Below are 18,313 nucleotides of genomic sequence, written 5' to 3'. Positions count from 1 at the left end.
TTTTAATTACGGATATACAAAATAACGAATAACGATAATAGATAAAACAATAACTATGACTATGTTTATTTTATTTTGGGTATTTGCAATAATGGCTACCTATACAAGTTTTGTAAAAAATAATAAAAAAATAGATGTTAAAACATTGCTTTTAGGTGGTATTTCTGTAAGTATTGCCTTGTATCAGATAGGATATGCTATTGGTAAAGTAATGGCGATAAGTTAAAAGTGTTTTTTAGAGTTTGTGCTTTGACTCTTGCAATTATATACTAAATTTATAACAAAAATTTAGTTTTGTTATATGAAAAGGAAAAAAATATGAGCTTAATATTAACACATTGTGCCGATAGTCTTATCTTTACTTTTATAACTATTCTTGAAAAGGATAAAGATTTAAGAAAAGTTCTATATATCGTACTTGCAGTTCTATTCGTTTTTATGATACTTTATAATACGTTATTAAAAGAAATTTTTCTAACCTAATATTCTAAGAATAGAGAAAGCAAAGAAGATTATTGTAGATAAAACTTTATGGAACTTGTATTCAAAAGTTTTATATTGATAGTTCTTTGTGCAAAATTTACAACTCTTTATCAAAGCGGTTTCTACCGCAGAAACCGCTTTTTTAAAAAAGATAATAAAATAATAAGTAATATAATTGTTTTTCCAAGAGATACAATTAGTTATCTTTTAGTTTATCCATACAAAAATCTCAATCTATTAAATTAAAAAGAGGCTACATAGCTAACCTCTTACTTTTCTTATGCCTAACAATATCATTTACAAAACCGTACTAACTTGTGTAATAGCTGTTTTTATTGCCTTACCGCTAATAAAAATTCCTATTTCGGTTTCGGCACGTGGGCAAGTAAGGTCAGAGCTCGAAAATACGGCTATTACTTCGCTTATAAGTGGTAGGATAAAGGCTATTTCGCTTGTCAAAAACAATCAAATAATAACCAAAGGAGATACGCTTTTGGTTATTACTACCGAAGTTTTGGAAACACAAAAAGAACTTCTACAATCACAATCAACGGACTATCAACTGCAACTGGCAGACCTTACTCAGTTGGTCAAAAACAATTTTACCAATCTCAAAACAGGGCAATATCAGAAAGAGGCTACCTCTTTCGAGGAAAAAAAAGCCCAAATACAGGCACAACTTACCTTGGCAGAAAAAGAACTTGAACGAGCAGACGAACTCTATCAGAAAGATATTATTTCTCACGCCCAATACGAAAAAAATTTCTATGTACATCAAGAACTTCAACGCCAGTTATTTAGCCTTCGTGAGCAACAGTTAGCCACTTGGCAAACTCAAAAAAGAGAGATAGAACGCCTTGTCAAAAATTTGTATTCTGATAAAGAAAAACTCTTACAAGAAGAAAAAAACTATTTCATAGTAGCCCCCATTTCGGGTCGGTTAGTTAATTTTTCGGGGCTTCAAACTGGCAATTTCTTACAACAAGGACAACAAATAGGTGAAATTTCTCCCGAAGAGCATCTCATCACCGAGTGCTTAGTATCACCCAAAGATATAGGTTTTATCAATTAAGGTCAAAAGGTTAATTTTCAGATAGATACATACAACTACAATCAATGGGGCTTGGCACAAGGCATCGTTACAGATATTGACCAAAATATCAGTGTAAATCAGCAAACAGGAGAGTCTTTTTTTCGTGTTCGTTGTACGATACAAGAAAATTTTCTGACACTGCGCAATGGTTATCAAGGGCAAATCAGCAAAGGAATGACTTTGACAGCTCGTTTTTACCTGCAAGATAGAACACTTTGGCAGCTTCTTTTTGACAGAGCCGACAATTGGTTTAACCCGAAACTAATGGATAGTTAAAATGAATGTCAAACAACACGATATTTGCGATTGTGGAGCCGCTTGTTTGGCTTCGGTGGCGGGACATTATGGGCTGAAAATGCCTATTGCAAAAATTAGACAATTATGCCATACTGACAAGCGAGGGACAAACGCTCTGGGCTTAGTAGAAGGTCTTGAAAAAATGGGCTTTAATGCCAAAGGTGTAAAAGGAAACTTGGACGCACTTACTGAAATTCCGCTACCTGCCATAGCTCACATTATATTACCCAATCAGCTACAACACTATGTGGTGATTTACAAGGTTTCCAAACAGAAAATTACCATAATGGACCCTGCTTTTGGCAAAACCGAAGAGCATTCTATTGACGATTTTTCAAAAATTTGGACAGGAATTCTCATCTTGTTAGAACCCAACCAATATTTTGAACAAAAAGACGAAAGCACAAGCCTTTACACTCGTTTTTGGCATCTGGTAAAACCTCACAAAAGCATTTTTTTACAGGCTCTTATAGGAGCTTTGATTTACACAATTTTAGGGCTTTCAACCTCTATATACATTGAAAAAATAACCGATTATGTACTTATTGACGGAAATGTTCGTTTGCTTAATTTACTTTTCGTTGCTATGGTTTTAATTCTTTTAGTTCAGGTATTTATTTCGGTGATAAAGAGCATTTTAGTCTTACAAACGGGGCAAAAAATTGACAAATATTTAATTTTGGGATATTACAAACACCTATTAAAACTTCCCCAGCGTTTTTTTGATACGATGAAAGTCGGAGAAATTATCTCACGAGTGAATGACGCCGTGAAAATACGGGTTTTTATCAATGATGTTTCCATACAGATTTTTGTTAATATATTTATTGTTATTTTTTCCTTTGCACTAATGTTTACTTATTATTGGAAGCTGGCTTTAATCATCGCATTAGTCATTTCGTTTTATGCGTTGGTTTATTGGCTAACCAATCGATTAAACAAAAAGGTAGAACGAAAAATGATGGAAGAGAGCGCCGAACTGGAATCACACTTGGTAGAGTCGTTAAACGCTGTAAAAACAATAAAACAATTCGGAACAGAAACTTTTGCTAACAACAAAACCGATAATCGTTTTTCTATCTTGCTCAAAACCATTTACAAATCGGTTCTCAATTCATTATTTTCGAGCAATTCTTCCGAATTTTTATCGCGTCTTTTTACTATTATTTTGCTCTGGGTGGGGTCTTTTTATGTGATAGAAAGGGAAATCACACCCGACGAATTATTATCGTTTTACGCACTGATTGGGTATTTTACAAGTCCAGTTTCTCAGCTTATCACAATGAATAAAACCATTCAAAATGCCCTTATTGCAGCCGACCGTCTATTTGAAATTATGGATTTAGAGCGTGAAGAAATTACTGAAAAAATAGAGCTATCGGCGCAGGATATCGGAGATATACATTTTAAAAATATATTTTTCAGCTACGGCACTCCACAGATGTTTTTCAAAATTTTACTTGTGTTATCGAAAAAGGAAAAACAACGGCAATTGTTGGAGAGAGTGGCTCGGGCAAAACTACCTTAGCCTGTTTGTTACAGAATTCGTATCCGCTCAAAAGTGGTAAAATCACTATAGGAAATTATGATGTTTCACAAATTTCAAACTATTCGTTACGCTCATTTGTTTCGGTTGTTCCCCAACAGATTGATTTATTTTCAGGAAATGTAATTGAAAATATTGCTATGGGTGATGATTTTCCAAATTTGCAGCGCATTATTGATATAACAAAAAATTTAGGAATTCTTGATTTTGTAGAAAAACTACCTAACGGCTTTCAAACCTATTTGGGCGAAAATGGCTCACAACTCTCTGGCGGACAAAAACAGCGAATAGCCATTGCACGTGCTTTGTACAAAAATCCTGAAATTTTGATTTTGGATGAAGCTACTTCTTCTCTGGATACGGAATCGGAACAAGTTATACAACAAACACTTCAAGATTTCAAAAGTCAAGGCAAAACAATGATTGTCATTGCTCACAGACTAAGCACTATTGCTCACGCAGATACTATTCTAGTAATGCACAATGGACAAGTTGTTGAACAAGGTTCGCATCACGAACTTTTGCACAAGCAAAATCTTTATTACACGCTATGGAATAAGCAGAGTTTGATTTAAGTCTAAAAAATATTTAGTCATATTTCAAAATATTTTTTTTTTGTTTTTGCCAAAGATTGAAAAAAAATTTATAATTTTAGGGCATCGTACAAAACACTCTAATTTTTAGCAAATTATGGAAAATGCATATTCGGCAGAGGAAAGTAAAATTATTACCCAAGAATATAAAGAACTCCTAAGAATTAGCTACCAAACGCTATCTGATGATGACAAAAAGCTCATTCGTAAAGCATTTGACATGGCAGTTGATGCTCACAAGTTTCAACGACGTAAAAGTGGCGAACCTTACATATATCACCCTATAGCTGTCGCCAAAATAGTAGCCTCTAAAATAGGATTAGATGCCATTTCTATTGCATCAGCTTTGCTCCACGATGTGGTTGAAGATACCGAATACACCATTGAAGACATACGAAATCTTTTTGGAGAAACTGTTGCCAAAATTGTACAAGGTCTGACCAAAATATCTCATCTGAGTCGAGATACAGATGTTTCGGTTCAGGCAGAAAACTTCCGAAAAATGCTTCTAACGCTCAATGATGATGTACGTGTTATTCTTATCAAAATAGCAGACCGCTTGCACAATATGCAAACGATGGAGTCAATGCCAATGTACAAACAAGAGAAAATTGCCTCTGAAACCTTGTATATTTATGCTCCATTGGCTCATCGTATCGGGTTGTATAATATCAAAACCGAGCTGGAAGATTTGGGACTAAAATACACCAAGCCCAAGCGTTATTTTTCCATTCTTAGCAAAATTGAAAATTCAAAAGAAGAACAAAATACATATATTGAAGAATTTTCACAAATTATCAAGCAAGCACTTGACAAAGAGGGGATTGATTGTTACATAAAAGGACGCCCCAAATCAATATTTTCTATCTATAAGAAAATGAAAGCCAAGGATATTTCGTATGAAGAAGTGTATGATAAGTTTGCAATCCGTATTGTTTATAAAAGTGATGCTCATAACGAAAAATTTTTGGCTTGGAAAATATATTCTATCGTAACAGACCATTTTCAACCAAATCCTACTCGTTTGCGCGATTGGATTTCAGCACCTAAATCTACGGGATATGAAGCCCTACATATTACCGTTATGGGACCCAAAAGTCACTGGGTCGAAGTTCAAATACGCAGTAAACGAATGCACGAAATAGCTGAAAAAGGATACGCTGCACACTTCAAATACAAGCATGGAGAGCAGAAAGAACAAGGAATAGATGCGTGGCTGAATCGCTTGCAAGAAGTTCTTGAAAATAGTGAAGGCAATGCAGTTGATTTTGTTGAAGATTTTAAATTAAATCTCTACGCGAAAGAAATTTTTGTTTTTACTCCCAATGGAGAATTAAAATCGCTTCCCAAAGGAGCTACTCCCTTAGATTTTGCTTTCAGTATTCACTCTGAAGTAGGCATGCACACACGAGGAGCAAAGGTTAATAATAAACTTGTTCCGCTGAATTACAAGCTCAAAAGTGGAGACCAAGTTGAGATTATTACTGCTGAAAATGCAGCTCCCAGTCAAAGTTGGCTTGATTATGCAACAACGGCTCGTGCATTGTCAAAAATCAAATCGGCACTACGCGAAACCAAAAAAGAAGTTGCCGAAGAAGGCAAGGAAATACTTCGGCGCAAGCTCAAACAACTTAAAATTGTTCTTACAGAAGATGTTGTTAATGAGTTAGTTACGTATTTCAAAGTGAAAACAAGTTTGGATATATTCTATCAAGTAGCAACCAATGATATTAACAATCAGATGCTTAAAGACTTCGCTTCGAGTCGCAATACGTCTATTTTCAGTTTTAATTTCTTCCGAAAAAAATCAGCAGGACAAGAAGTAAAAGATAAAGCGAAAGACAAAAAAGATTACGATTTAATTGTTTTTGGGAAAGATGGAGAAACTCTTGATTATAGTTTTGCCAAGTGTTGTAATCCGATACCAGGTGATAGTATTTTCGGATTTATAACTATCAATGAAGGAATAAAAGTACATAAGAAAAATTGTCCCAATGCACTTTCGATGCATTCAAACTATGCATATCGTATTCTACCCGCTCGATGGATAAAATCAAGTGAACGCGAATATGAAGTTTCTGTAAAGCTGACAGGCATCGACCGAAAAGGATTAGTTGGAGATATTACCAACTACATTCATTCGCACCACAATATTACTATTACAGATATACATTTTAACACTTCGGGAGGTGTTTTTCAAGGAGAAATTACCGTATCGGTTAATAATAATGTAGCTCTTAATTCCCTAATTGATGGACTTTCGGAACTAACAGGTGTTGATAAAGTATTTCGTATCTAAATTTTCAGTACAAACTTAAATTATAATTTAGTATTTTCAATACTCATAACTATTTCATTAACAATAGTTTGTGTAGCATTGGGTAGTGCTAGTTTTTTAATTTCTTCAGACAATGATTTCTGTTTTTGAAGTGAAAAAATTAGTTCGGAAAATTCTGAAACAAAGCGTGCTGTAAGTTCATTTTCTTTTATTAGAATAGCAGCATTATGTTGAGCGATAGCTTGGGCATTTTTGGTTTGATGGTCTTCAGCTACATTGGGCGAAGGGATAAAAATAACGGGTTTGCCAACAATACACAACTCACTTACAGAACTTGCTCCTGCTCGCGAAATGATAACATCAGAAAGGGCATAGGCTTGGTCTATTTTTCTGACAAAAGGAAGCACACGTACATTTTGGTTATCGTATTTTTTGTATATTTCGTAGTACATTTTCCCACATTGCCAAAGTACTTGTATACCTGATTTTTCAAATAAATCTAACTGATTTTCAATAAGTTGATTGATAGCTCTTGCTCCTAAACTTCCTCCCAAGACAAGTAGTGTAGGTTTTTCTTTTTGCAAGGAAAAATGAGCAAATGCTTGTTCTCTTTTTGCTTCTATTTGAAGTAAATCTTGCCGAACGGGATTTCCTGTTAAGAAGATTTTTTCTTTTGGAAAAAAACGTTCCATTCCTTGATAAGCAACGAAAATTTTTTCAGCTCCCTTAGCAATCCATTTGTTAGTAACTCCTGCCAACGAATTTTGTTCTTGAATAAAGTATGGAATTCCTGTCCATTGAGCCATTTTGAGCATTGGAGCAGAAGCGTATCCGCCTGTACCGATAACCACATCGGGGCGAAATTTTTTGATAATTTGCCAAGCTTTCCATAAACTGCTTACAAGTTTCAGAGGAAAGAAAAGGTTATCCCACGTAAGTTTTCGTTGTAATCCTGAAATCCATAAACCTTCAATGGCGTAGCCCGCTTCGGGAACTTTTTGCATTTCCATACGTCCTTTTGCTCCTACGAAAAGGAACTGGGCTTCGGGATAGCGCCGTTTAAGTTCGTCAGCAATGGCTATGGCTGGGTAAATATGCCCTCCTGTTCCTCCTCCTGAAATGATAAATTTTTTCATAAATAAAAGTATTATTTAATCTTGTAATGCGATTTCTTCTATAGTTTCTCTTGCAAGATTATTTTCCGAAGAAATATCTTCACCTTGGTCTGTATGAGTTGGTTGTTTTCTTTTAATATGAGTATTAGTATTTTTTGTCTTGGATTGTTCTCGTGCACTTACCGAAAGAATAATACCCATTGATAAGCACGTCATCCAAATAGATGTTCCTCCACTAGTTATAAAAGGAAGTGTTTGTCCAGTAACAGGAAGTAATCCTACTGAAACCCCCATATTGACAAATGCTTGAAAAACAACAGGAAGACCTGCTCCTAAGACTAATAATTTACCAAAAATTGTAGAGGCTTTGTGAGAGATAACAATGATACGTAAGAGCATCATACAATAGAGGAGAATAAGACCAATTCCTCCAATGACAATTCCAAATTCTTCTATGATAATTGCAAAAATAAAATCTGATGAACTTTGCGGAAGGAAATGCTTCATTACGCTTTTCCCAGCACCTACGCCAGTAAGTCCGCCCGAGGCAATAGCCATTTTGGAGTGGTCAATTTGATAAGTATCTTTATCATCTGGATTGTCCGAAATGAAATTTTCTATACGACTTATCCAAGTATCTACCCGATTGGGAAAAGCATCAGGAAAGGCTTTGGCTGTTAGTACAAACAAAGTCATTAGTAGCGCTCCAATCATACCAATATTAAATAAATATTTGATAGGATATTTGCCAATAATAACAAGGGTAAGAACCATAGAAAATATTATTACACCTGTAGAAAGATTGGCAATTACAACTAGTCCTACTATAATAAAAGTTGGAAGCCAAAGTGCGTAAAAACTCCCTTGGAATGTAATTTGATTGTTGTAATTATCTGCTAAGTATGAAGCAACGTACATCATCAAAAAAATAAGTGCCAATGCCGAAGGCTGAAAGGAAATACCGAAAATATATAACCAACGGCTGGCATTGGCTCCTTCAATAGTGGTTCCTTTCATTAGGGCAACAAAGAGTAAGATTATTGAAATCATTATTCCAATACGCGATATGGGGCGAAAAAAACGATATGGAAAACGATGTACTACAAAAATAATAGCTAATCCGCACAAAATAAGGATAAAATGTCGAGCCAAATACTCCGAAGGTGTACCTTTGCCCACTACATATGTTAAGTTACTACTGGCACTATATACAGGCAAAAAAGAAATAAAAGCAAAGAGAAAAATAATTCCCCATAGTGCCAAATCTCCTTTTAAATATTTTGAAATAAATTGCATTTTGAATATTTTCAATCCGTTGCAAAAATACTATTTTATATTTAAAAATGAGATATTTTTAAATTATTTCGATGTAAAAAAGAATAATATAAGTAGGAGTTTTATCATTTTTTCATCGTCAAAAGAAAAGTTAAATGAATTCATATATTTTTTATAAAGATATTCTAAGAAGTGACATTTTTATTTCAAAAACAAGGTAAATGTTTTTCTGAAAATAAAATTGACAAAAAGTAGCCTTTTATATATAAAGTTTTGATTACAAACATACACATCAATTCATTATTTTTTTGTAACTTGCGACACTTTTAATCACCATTGATTTATGGACGAACAAGAAGAAATAACACCACATACAGAAGAAAATCACCCACAAGAAGTCTCTATTACCAAGATTACAGGAATGTATGAAAACTGGTTTTTGGACTATGCTTCGTATGTGATTTTGGAGCGTGCTGTTCCTGCTCTTGAAGACGGATTCAAACCCGTACAGCGTCGTATTATGCACTCTCTCAAAGAGTTAGAAGATGGACGTTATAACAAAGTTGCCAATGTCGTAGGGCATACTATGAAGTATCACCCTCATGGTGATGCCAGTATTGGTGATGCGATGGTACAAATTGGGCAAAAAGAACTTCTGATTGATACGCAGGGAAACTGGGGAAATATCTTAACAGGCGATGCTGCTGCTGCGCCTCGTTATATCGAAGCCCGCTTGTCTAAGTTTGCCCTTGATGTAGTTTATAGCCCGAAAGTTACTCAATGGCAAAAAAGTTACGATGGACGTAATGACGAACCGATACACCTACCTGTCAAGTTTCCTTTGCTTTTGGTACAAGGTGCCGAAGGTATTGCCGTGGGGCTTTCTACCAAAATTTTGCCTCATAATTTTAATGAACTTATTGATGCATCGATAAAACACCTCAAAGGACAAAATTTTGAATTGTATCCAGACTTTCCAACTGCTGGGATTATTGATGTTTCTAATTATAATGATGGGGAAAGAGGAGGGCGCATTCGCGTACGTGCCAAAATTTCGCAAGAGGACAAACAAACTCTGAAAATCAGTGAGATACCTTTTAGCACAACCACTTCTTCATTGATTGATTCTATTTTGAAAGCCAATGAAAAAGGCAAAATAAAAATTAAAAAGGTAGATGATAATACTTCGGAAAATGTTGAAATTCTGGTACATCTTCCTCCGGGAATTTCTCCTGATAAAACCATTGATGCTTTGTATGCTTTTACTGATTGTGAAACGTCTATCTCACCGCTTTGTTGCGTGATTGAAAACAACCGCCCATTGTTTATCGGGGTGTCTGAAATATTGCGTCGTAGTACTGAGCGAACACTCGCTTTGCTCAAAAAAGAACTCGAAATACAACTGGCAGAAGAGCAAGAAAAATGGCATTTTGCATCATTAGAAAAGATTTTTATCCGAGAAGAAATGTATATTGACTTTAAGTTATATTCGGATAGAGAAACATTGTATCAATATTTGTACAATCGTTTTGAGTCTTTCAAAGCCAGTTTTGTACGAGAAATAAACGATGATGATTTGCAACGTCTTACACAAATTCCGATGATTCGCATCACACGTTTTGATTCGTATAAAGCAGATGAAAATATTGCCAAAATTGAAGAAAAAATAGCCGAAATTAAAGCACACTTAGCAGCTTTAATTCCGTATGCGATTGACTATTTTAAACGTCTGAAAGACACTTATGGAAAAGGGCGCGAACGCAAAACTGAAATTCGTCCATTTGATGATATTGAAGCAACCAAAGTGGTTATGCGCAACTTGAAATTGTATGTTAATCGACAAGAAGGTTTTGTAGGTACATCACTCAGAAAAGACGAATTTGTAGCCGATTGTAGCGATATTGACGACGTAATTGTCTTTACCAGCGAAGGAAAAATGATAATTACCAAAGTTTCTGAAAAAACATACGTGGGTAAAGATATTCTTCACGTAGGAGTTTTCAAAAAGAATGACAAACGTACCGTTTATAATATGGTATATAAAAACGGAAATGACAATTTTGCATATATAAAACGCTTTACCGTAACGGGAATTATTCGTGACAAAGAGTACGAGGTTGTTGAACCAATTCAAGAGCAAAAAGAAGATGACAAAGGCAAACTTTTTTCAGCAAGTAAGCGTGAGAAACAAAAATCATCAGTGCTTTATTTCTCTGCTAACCCCAATGGAGAGGCTGAAATTATTACCGTGAATTTGCGTCAAATGGGTAATATCAAAAAGCTCAAATGGGATATCAATTTTGCCGATATTCTCATCAAAGGACGTTCTTCTCGAGGAAATATTGTTAGTAAATACCCTGTTAAGCGAATTGATTTGAAAGAAAAAGGCGTTTCAACTTTAAAACCTCGTAAGATATGGTTTGACCCTATTGTGCATCGACTCAATACCGACCAACGAGGCAATTTGCTCGGAGCGTTCAAGGGAGAAGACCGCATTTTGCTCATTTCCAAAGAAGGAAATATAAAAACGGTTGTTCCTGATATGTCATTGCATTTTGACCCCAATTTGCTCATTATCGAAAAATGGATTCCCGAAAAACCCATTTCTGTTATTTATTACGAAGGAGAAAAAGACCGAACATTCGTAAAACGATTTTTGGTTGAAAACCCCAATCGAGAGGAAAATGTTATAGGTGAAAATGCCAAATCACAGTTGCTTTTCGTCTCGACAGAATGGCGACCAATGGCAGAAGTTGTTTTTGCAAAAACAAATAAAGCACCTTTGGCAACAAACTTATCAGTCAATTTGGAAGAATTTATCTCAATAAAAGGAATAAAAGCTCTTGGAAATCAATTGACTACGGACAAAATTAAAGAAATTATCTCCTTAGAACCGCTTGTATATCAAGAGCAAGAAGAGGAATTTTCAGAAGAAATTGTAGAAGGAATAATTCAGGAAGAAGAAAATAATGAAACTGAAACCTCGCAAGATATACAAACAAGTTTAGATTTTTAGTATTGTGTATAAAAACTCTCATTCTAAAAATAATAGAATGAGAGTTTTTATAAATTACTTGTAATCAATTATTTAACAATCATTTTTTGTGAGAGTACATCATTGCCTGCTTCTAACAAGATAATGTATTGCCCAGCAGACAGATTGGATTTGTTGAAAGGCAAGATAAACTCAGATTGTGCGGGAAAATCTTCTGGAGCAAAAAGTTCTCGACCAAGCATATCAATCAATCGCACTCGTATAGCAGTAGCTTTACTTAACTTAATGTGTAATTGGTACGAACCTGAATTGGGATTGGGAACAATCAAAAACGATTCGATATTCTTCTGAGCAACAGGTTCTTTTTGTATTCCGATACGATCTTTTTCAACAAATAACGTTTTGTAAATCACTTTATTACAATCACCCAAAGAACCTTTGAGTCCTACTTTATAAGTACCTTCTTTTGAAAAACGTACTTCGGCTTGCTGATCATCTTGCTGAACAATTATCACATTATCAGGGAATTGCCATTGTAGAGCGTCTGTTTTTTTAGAAAGATTGATAAGTTTGAGCGTATAATCATAATATGAAGTAGTAGCTACTAGAAAATCAATATCCAATACTTGTGAGCTTTGTTTTACAACAATTTTTTCGGCAGTTTTACATCCTGCCAAATTGGTTGCCTCTACATAATAATCACCCGCATTGTCTGTCCAGCGATAGGTAGCATTGGGTATTTGTCCTTCTAAATCGAAGGTGTAACTATCGCCTTGGCAAAGAGTAATTTCTCGCTCAATTGATAATTGCAGTTTTTGAGGTTGTACAATTTCAAATGTTTTTTCAATAGCAGGACAATCTCCCTCGTCGCGAAGTACGATTTTGTAAGTACCTGCTGAGAGATTTTTGATGGTTTTTCCGTTTTGAGAAACGCCTTGAGTAATTATATTACCCGAAGCATCGTACCAAGTATGAGAAACACGACCTTTTCCTCCCGATGTTGTTACAGAGACGCTTCCATTTTGGTCGCCATAGCAAGTAAGTTGTGTAACTTGTTCGTTATCAATTTTGGCAGCATCCGGGTACGAAAGCACTACTTGCGCTTGCACGGAACAACCTTTGCTATCACTTACCACAACAAAATATTTCCCTACGGAAAGTCCTGTGGCCGTTTGTGAGGTTTGCCCATCGCTCCACTGGTAGGTATAGGGTGGAGTACCTCCTTTGGGGTGTGCTTTGGCTGTTCCTGAGGTAGGTGCTGAACAACGAATTTCCGAGCTTTCTGTGGTAAGAGATAATCGTTCGGGGAATTTTAGTGTAATGGTACCTGTGGTTTTATTTCCTTTTTTGTCTTCAATAGCTACTTGATAAACACCTTCGGTTAGATTTTCTATCGTTTTTTCTTCACCAAATAGTCTTTGAACCTGCGACCCTTCCAGACGATACCACACATATTTGTATACACCGTTCTTAAAAGGAACTCCTCCACTTACCGTTGCAGAAATCTCACCATCGTTGTTGAGTTTAGAATCGTTATTAGGGTCATCATTGGCTGGATTACACGAAATGGATTTTTTTTCTGATAGAGTAACGATTAAAGGGTCAGGTTCATCAATAAAAATATTACGAGATTCTGTACAGCCATTGCTATCTGTAATAGTAAGGGTATAGTTTCCTTTTTCTAATTGGTTGTAATGAACAATAAAATGATTTTGGATACTGATTTCTGTCAAAGCCGAAGCAACAGTAACTCCTTTGTCAGTAGTTAAAACTACTTGATAAGGAATAGAAGGATTACTAAAAGGCGTGCCTTCGGTTATTTCGGCGCGGATTTTTCCATTTTTCAGTCCAAAACCAGAAACATTGGTTTTGAACGCTCGTGGATTTTCGTTGCCATTGGCATCTTCTTCGGCTATATTTTCATTGACAATCTCAATAGGTGTAGGCTCAGTAATGGTAGCAATAACTTCTACCCCGTCTGGCTCTGGACAATTTCGGCTGTCTTTGATACGGAACTTATAAGTACCTGCCGCAAGAGAGTTAATAGTAAATGACTTGCCAGTAAAGTGTATTTCTTCGTTAGTACCTTCTTTTATATACCGGTACGAAGGTGTCCCTCCAGAAACGGTAACCTTTATAGAACCTTCTTTTGCTCCATAACAAAGATTGTTTGTGATGGTTGGGGTGGCGGTTAGTTCAGCAGGGTCTTTAACCTCAAAAATCTTATCGTAATTATTTCCATCTGAATAAGTTGGTAAATATTTATCAAAAATAGATAGGTCATTAGTTTGTTTCTTCTGCTCGATAGCACCTATAGATTGAAATACATATTCTCCAACAGGGATATCTTCAAAAATGAGTTTTGTATCATTTTCTAACATTTTTTTGGTTTCATTATAATCATACGATTTGAATACTCCTGTGAGATTTTTATAAACCAAAGAAACTCTAAAATATTCATTTGGAAATAACGTTCTATCAAAATTTATTTCTAATTTGCCTTTTCCATTAGGGCAATCAGGGTTGGATAAGTTAAAATCAACTATTTTAGGAGCAGATTGACCAAACGGTTAAATCAAGTATATTGGACGACGCACAAGCATTACCATTGTTATCTTTTGATACAACTCTAAAATAAACTTTCTCTCCTGCCATTTCCAAAGCATTCTGCTTTCCTTTGAGAATTTCTTCTACTGAAACGGATATTGATAATTTACTCCCTTCATCTGTAATATTAGAATTTATATATTTCCAATCTTTATATACTCCATTTTCAAATTTTATAGTATAGAAAATAATACCAACTTCTATCAGGAAAATCATTTTTGGCTGATATTTTTATTTTATCTCCTATGGGTAAAAAAGTATTTTCACCTCCATTAGAGGTTTTAGATTCTATATAATGTATTGGATGAATTTTGTAACGCCCACTTACCCTTATCACGACTTTCTCCCGAATCAAAATATATAGGAGTTTCTTGACAAAATCTTAAAGGATATTTGTCTTTTGGAAATAACGTAACAGTCCATTCCCTTCTTGTTTCATATCCACTACCACAATTACCCCATTCACTTTCTTCACCAAGATTATAAACAGCATTAACATACTCTATGTTCTTTTTCAAACGAAAATCGAACGCAGAAATTTTATTATCTATATACCAATCAGCATGAATACAAGCTCCCAAAAAACAACCATACTTATGTTTTGTAACATAATTTGATAAATTTTCAGAATAAGGATTAGTTTTTTCAATATTTTTAGATTTTGCTTCTATATGAAAACGTGAATAACATTCTCCATCATCAAAAAAACATGAGTTTTCATTTCTTCTACATGAAAAATATAAGCATTTTCTTTCCGTTCTTCATCACTGAGTTTCCAAGGTAAATATTCTTGTCCGAGCAGAGAGTAAGAGAATGTAGCAACAACAATGGAGAGTAAAATTTTTTTCATAAAATGAAAATTTTCTGCAAAATTAAAAAATTTTTAAAAACATTTGTTTATTTTATAAAATTTTTTATCTTATGCGCCATAAAAATAAAAAAACATTTTAACATGAAAAAAATCTTAATTTTAGCAACCGCTATTTTAGCAGTATCATTTACGTCTTGTAGCAAAGACAAAGATAACAAAACAAACCCTCTAATTGGAGAATGGGCACTACTATCAAATGTAGAAAAAGGAGTAGATATCAAAGGTGTTTGTGGAGAATATTCGTATATTATTTTTACTGAAAAAGAAATAGAAGTACACTCTTTTAAAGAGAGAGTGGGGTGTATAGAACAAATCCAAAAAGGGGGTTATACATTATCAAACAACAAAATAATTTTTGAAGCAAATGGAGAAAAATCAAGTGCTTCTTACGTTGTTAATGGAGATTCTTAACAATAACATCAGAGAGTAGTGGAGTTGTTACAACTTACAAGAAAAACGCTCGAAAAACACCACCTCCCTTAGTAGATCCAGATCCTGATACAAACCCATTTGTTAGGAACTTGGGCGTTGGAAACTATAAAAATAAATGGAGCTACAGCGCATCTTGACAAATGTATGATACAAACAACGTATGTTTTTACAGATAAAACATTCCAATTTAATGCCGTTCAAGAAAAGGATAAGTCATCTGATTGTGAAACAATAACAACAAATGGTTCTTATACCGTCTCAGGAAATAAACTTATTCTGAACCAAGGAAATAAAACAGACGAAATGACTTTTTCACTTAAAAATAACGAATTAGCCCTTGAAGGTATTACAGAAGATACTAAAGAACCTATTACAATGATATTCAAAAAACAATAATCATTTTATTAAAACATAAAAACTCCCGTATAGTACGGGAGTTTTTTGTTTTTTGCAGAAAGCCGTAGTTGTCGTATATCGACTTTGTCAAAGTTTCCGACTTTGACAAAGTGTAGTGTGGTTGGTTTAGGGGTAAAAGATTTTTTGCCCCTACGTGGGTGTAAATATTGCGAGGAAAAAATCAAAATAGAAAATAGAATTATAGTTCGGTGTTTTTTACAAAAACGTCAATTTTTTCAGTAGGTGTAGGGGTTTGGTCTTTTAAGATTACTTTTATCAAGTACTGATACGTCGTATCGGGTACAAAATCGGTGTCTTGTACCGAGGTAATGTTTTGTGAAAAACTTCGCCAAAGAGTAGGTTTCTCGCCTTTGATAGCCTTGTAAATCAGAATTTGATCAATCGCTACTTTAAATTCACTCCATCTAAGTTCTATGGCTTGTTTTGTAACACGGCTATTTAATCCGCGTAGTACGCGTGTATCTGAGAGAGGCTTGTGGTCAATATGAATCACTGGTGAAAACTCTGATAGGTTTTGGCTAAGGTCTTCTGCCTGAACCGCATATACATACATTCCCGAAAGGGTAGCAAGTTCTTTATAGGTGTAGCTTTCGCCTCCGTTATTTTTTTCAGAATGAATTTTTGTCCATTGGGTAGCGTCTTTTTCTTTCCGATAAAGGTGATAGCGTGCTACATCATCATCAAAACTTTTTCGCCAAGTAATCTTCCAATGGTTTTTTTCTTGAGAATAGGCTGTAAAAATGGGTGTTGTGGGTGGAATTTTATCTGGTTTACTCAGTTCCAAAATATCCGATTTGGAAGATTCGTTCTTACGAAAATCAATAGCGGTTACATAGTAATACACTTTTGCATTTAGGTTTTTGAGAGATATGATGTCTGTAATGTAGGGTGTTGTGATATGAGAGCCTGTAATACGCATCATTTCTTCTGTTTTTTGATTGCCACGAAACACGTAATAGCCCATCAAATCAGCATCGGTATTGGCTTTTCAGTGCAGTTGTACCACACCAAGTGAATCAATTGTTCCGCTAAGTTCTTGTACAATAGCAGGAGGTGTTTCATCTTCGGGCTGTATGAGCATAGCAAACGAATCTTGCTTCGAGCCATCTTTGCCAAAGGTACGTATTTTATAATAATTGGACGAAGAAAAAGGCAAATGCAATATCTCTCGTTGCGAAACAGGAATATTATCGGTTATTATTTGATAATTCTTATCATCAGAAGCGTGTAGTAGTGCAAAATGCGTGATTTCGTGTTCATTTTCTTTAGGGAAATTCCATAAGATACGATATTGTTTCTTAGTAGTGGGTTGTATTTGTGAGAGCTGGGCTGCTGCACTAAGTGCTTTGAGTCCTTTTCCTGTAAGTGTTTCAGAATAAGGACTATATGAACCAAAAATAGTTTTTCCTCGCAGGCGATACGAAAATTCTTTATTGTTTTCTGAAAGCGAATCAATATAAATCATTGCAGGCGAATTGGCATTTTGATTCATATTGACCACCGGAAGTTCGCTAATAGGTTTAAAAGGAGCTTTTTCTTCGGATTTTTCCAAAAAATAATAACTATACAGATTGCTTAATATTTTATAATCCCACGTAAGAAGCACTTTTTGGTCTTGAAAAAAAGCAGTAAAATCAATCGGAGCGGGCAGTTGTTCGTATTCGCCTAAGCTCCCTATAACCGTAGCCTCATCAAGAGAAAGTTTTTCGCTGGGTAGCAACCGAATTTTGTATAAATATTTTTCGTTGTTTTTGACTTGTTTATCTACATAGCCCCAACCGGCAAATTGAGCTACATCAAAATCTAAATCGGCCGCCATTAGTGCAAACGAAAAACGCTGTTCTATTTCTTTGGCTTTATTGACAATTCCTTCGATAGCATTTTGTCCTGATGCCATTTCTACCTGAAAATCTTCTCCATAAATGGCTTGTGCTACAATGGCAGCATTGTCATTTTGTTCAACCAATGTTTTCCAAGCATTTAACGAAGGGACAACAAAAGTTCCTAAATCCAAGCGTTCGGCAGGAGATAAAAGTGTTCCATTACGCAAAATAGTATAGCGTTCTAACTGAAAACCAATGGTATTAGACTTCTGCCAAGCCACAGGAGAATCGACCGCCCAACGCAAACAAATAGCATCTTTACGGATTTCTCTCACTAATTGCAAAGATGGTTTCTCTTGCGAAAAACAAAGAAAAGTAACTAAAAAAAATAAAAATGAATAAATCTTTTTCATAAAACCTGTCTAACCTTTTCTAAAAAGTAAAAATTCCAAGAAAATTTAGTGTTTTTTGTTTTATTAAGAATTTAA

Annotated in this window: 16 protein-coding genes and 1 pseudogene; 9 read left to right on the top strand and 8 right to left on the bottom strand. The window is 34.9% G+C overall.

Annotated elements, in window-relative coordinates:
- Positions 1-55 precede the first annotated feature (55 nt).
- From OO775_RS09080 to OO775_RS09060, 6 genes and pseudogenes are all read left to right on the top strand, one after another.
- Positions 56-226 (top strand): hypothetical protein, encoded by a 171-nt coding sequence (locus OO775_RS09080; protein WP_264846767.1) that lies wholly within the window; start codon positions 56-58, stop codon positions 224-226.
- Between the two features lie 537 nt (positions 227-763).
- Entirely contained in the window at positions 764-1,555 is a 792-nt protein-coding gene (locus tag OO775_RS09075; RefSeq protein ID WP_264846766.1) for an HlyD family secretion protein, read from the top strand.
- A 12-nt stretch (positions 1,556-1,567) separates the two neighbouring features.
- Positions 1,568-1,852 (top strand): annotated as a pseudogene (locus OO775_RS09070) (beta-barrel domain-containing protein); the annotation flags it as partial.
- Between the two features lies 1 nt (position 1,853).
- Complete coding sequence (locus OO775_RS09065) at positions 1,854-3,401, top strand: peptidase domain-containing ABC transporter (protein WP_309297247.1); 1,548 nt, start codon at positions 1,854-1,856, stop codon at positions 3,399-3,401.
- Positions 3,290-3,994 carry an ATP-binding cassette domain-containing protein gene (locus OO775_RS14085; protein ID WP_309297248.1) on the top strand — a complete coding sequence of 235 codons (705 nt, stop codon included), beginning with the start codon at positions 3,290-3,292 and terminating at the stop codon, positions 3,992-3,994. The genes OO775_RS09065 and OO775_RS14085 overlap by 112 nt, the downstream gene beginning before the upstream one ends.
- 115 nt (positions 3,995-4,109) lie before the next feature.
- A complete protein-coding gene (locus OO775_RS09060; protein WP_264846764.1) occupies positions 4,110-6,311 on the top strand; it encodes a RelA/SpoT family protein in 2,202 nt (733 codons plus the stop codon).
- Between the two features lie 20 nt (positions 6,312-6,331).
- Here OO775_RS09060 and murG read toward each other — a convergent pair whose 3' ends face one another.
- Positions 6,332-7,426 carry an undecaprenyldiphospho-muramoylpentapeptide beta-N-acetylglucosaminyltransferase gene (murG, locus tag OO775_RS09055; protein ID WP_264846763.1) on the bottom strand — a complete coding sequence of 365 codons (1,095 nt, stop codon included), beginning with the start codon at positions 7,424-7,426 and terminating at the stop codon, positions 6,332-6,334.
- A 15-nt stretch (positions 7,427-7,441) separates the two neighbouring features.
- Complete coding sequence (locus OO775_RS09050) at positions 7,442-8,701, bottom strand: FtsW/RodA/SpoVE family cell cycle protein (protein ID WP_264846762.1); 1,260 nt, start codon at positions 8,699-8,701, stop codon at positions 7,442-7,444.
- 322 nt (positions 8,702-9,023) lie between these two features.
- Between OO775_RS09050 and OO775_RS09045 the strand changes: the two genes are divergently transcribed.
- Positions 9,024-11,696: a DNA gyrase/topoisomerase IV subunit A gene (locus tag OO775_RS09045; protein WP_264846761.1), complete on the top strand. Its 2,673-nt coding sequence runs from the start codon at positions 9,024-9,026 to the stop codon at positions 11,694-11,696.
- A gap of 68 nt (positions 11,697-11,764) precedes the next feature.
- Here OO775_RS09045 and OO775_RS09040 read toward each other — a convergent pair whose 3' ends face one another.
- The 4 genes from OO775_RS09040 to OO775_RS09025 form a co-directional block, all read right to left on the bottom strand.
- Positions 11,765-14,056 carry a T9SS type A sorting domain-containing protein gene (locus tag OO775_RS09040; RefSeq protein WP_264846760.1) on the bottom strand — a complete coding sequence of 764 codons (2,292 nt, stop codon included), beginning with the start codon at positions 14,054-14,056 and terminating at the stop codon, positions 11,765-11,767.
- 166 nt (positions 14,057-14,222) lie between these two features.
- Complete coding sequence (locus tag OO775_RS09035; RefSeq protein WP_264846759.1) at positions 14,223-14,498, bottom strand: hypothetical protein; 276 nt, start codon at positions 14,496-14,498, stop codon at positions 14,223-14,225.
- 65 nt (positions 14,499-14,563) lie between these two features.
- The gene (locus OO775_RS09030; protein WP_264846758.1) at positions 14,564-14,863 is read right to left on the bottom strand and encodes a hypothetical protein; all 300 of its coding nucleotides are present in this window, start codon (positions 14,861-14,863) and stop codon (positions 14,564-14,566) included.
- Between the two features lie 86 nt (positions 14,864-14,949).
- Positions 14,950-15,132 carry a hypothetical protein gene (locus tag OO775_RS09025; protein WP_264846757.1) on the bottom strand — a complete coding sequence of 61 codons (183 nt, stop codon included), beginning with the start codon at positions 15,130-15,132 and terminating at the stop codon, positions 14,950-14,952.
- A 102-nt stretch (positions 15,133-15,234) separates the two neighbouring features.
- Here OO775_RS09025 and OO775_RS09020 point away from each other — a divergent pair, with 102 nt between their 5' ends.
- Both OO775_RS09020 and OO775_RS09015 read left to right on the top strand, forming a co-directional pair.
- Complete coding sequence (locus tag OO775_RS09020) at positions 15,235-15,564, top strand: lipocalin family protein (RefSeq protein WP_264846756.1); 330 nt, start codon at positions 15,235-15,237, stop codon at positions 15,562-15,564.
- A gap of 99 nt (positions 15,565-15,663) precedes the next feature.
- Entirely contained in the window at positions 15,664-15,981 is a 318-nt protein-coding gene (locus OO775_RS09015; protein ID WP_264846755.1) for a lipocalin-like domain-containing protein, read from the top strand.
- Positions 15,982-16,180: 199 nt separating this feature from the next.
- Here OO775_RS09015 and OO775_RS09010 read toward each other — a convergent pair whose 3' ends face one another.
- Positions 16,181-16,966, bottom strand: a complete 786-nt coding sequence (locus OO775_RS09010; protein WP_264846754.1) for a fibronectin type III domain-containing protein — start codon at positions 16,964-16,966, stop codon at positions 16,181-16,183.
- Between the two features lie 24 nt (positions 16,967-16,990).
- Positions 16,991-18,238 carry a fibronectin type III domain-containing protein gene (locus OO775_RS09005; protein ID WP_264846753.1) on the bottom strand — a complete coding sequence of 416 codons (1,248 nt, stop codon included), beginning with the start codon at positions 18,236-18,238 and terminating at the stop codon, positions 16,991-16,993.
- Positions 18,239-18,313 lie beyond the last annotated feature (75 nt).

The organism is Capnocytophaga catalasegens (genome assembly GCF_026005215.1).
GTDB classification, from domain to species: domain Bacteria; phylum Bacteroidota; class Bacteroidia; order Flavobacteriales; family Flavobacteriaceae; genus Capnocytophaga; species Capnocytophaga catalasegens.
Note: the sequence above shows the minus strand (reverse complement) of the source record. Positions and strands in the feature narration are given on the sequence as shown.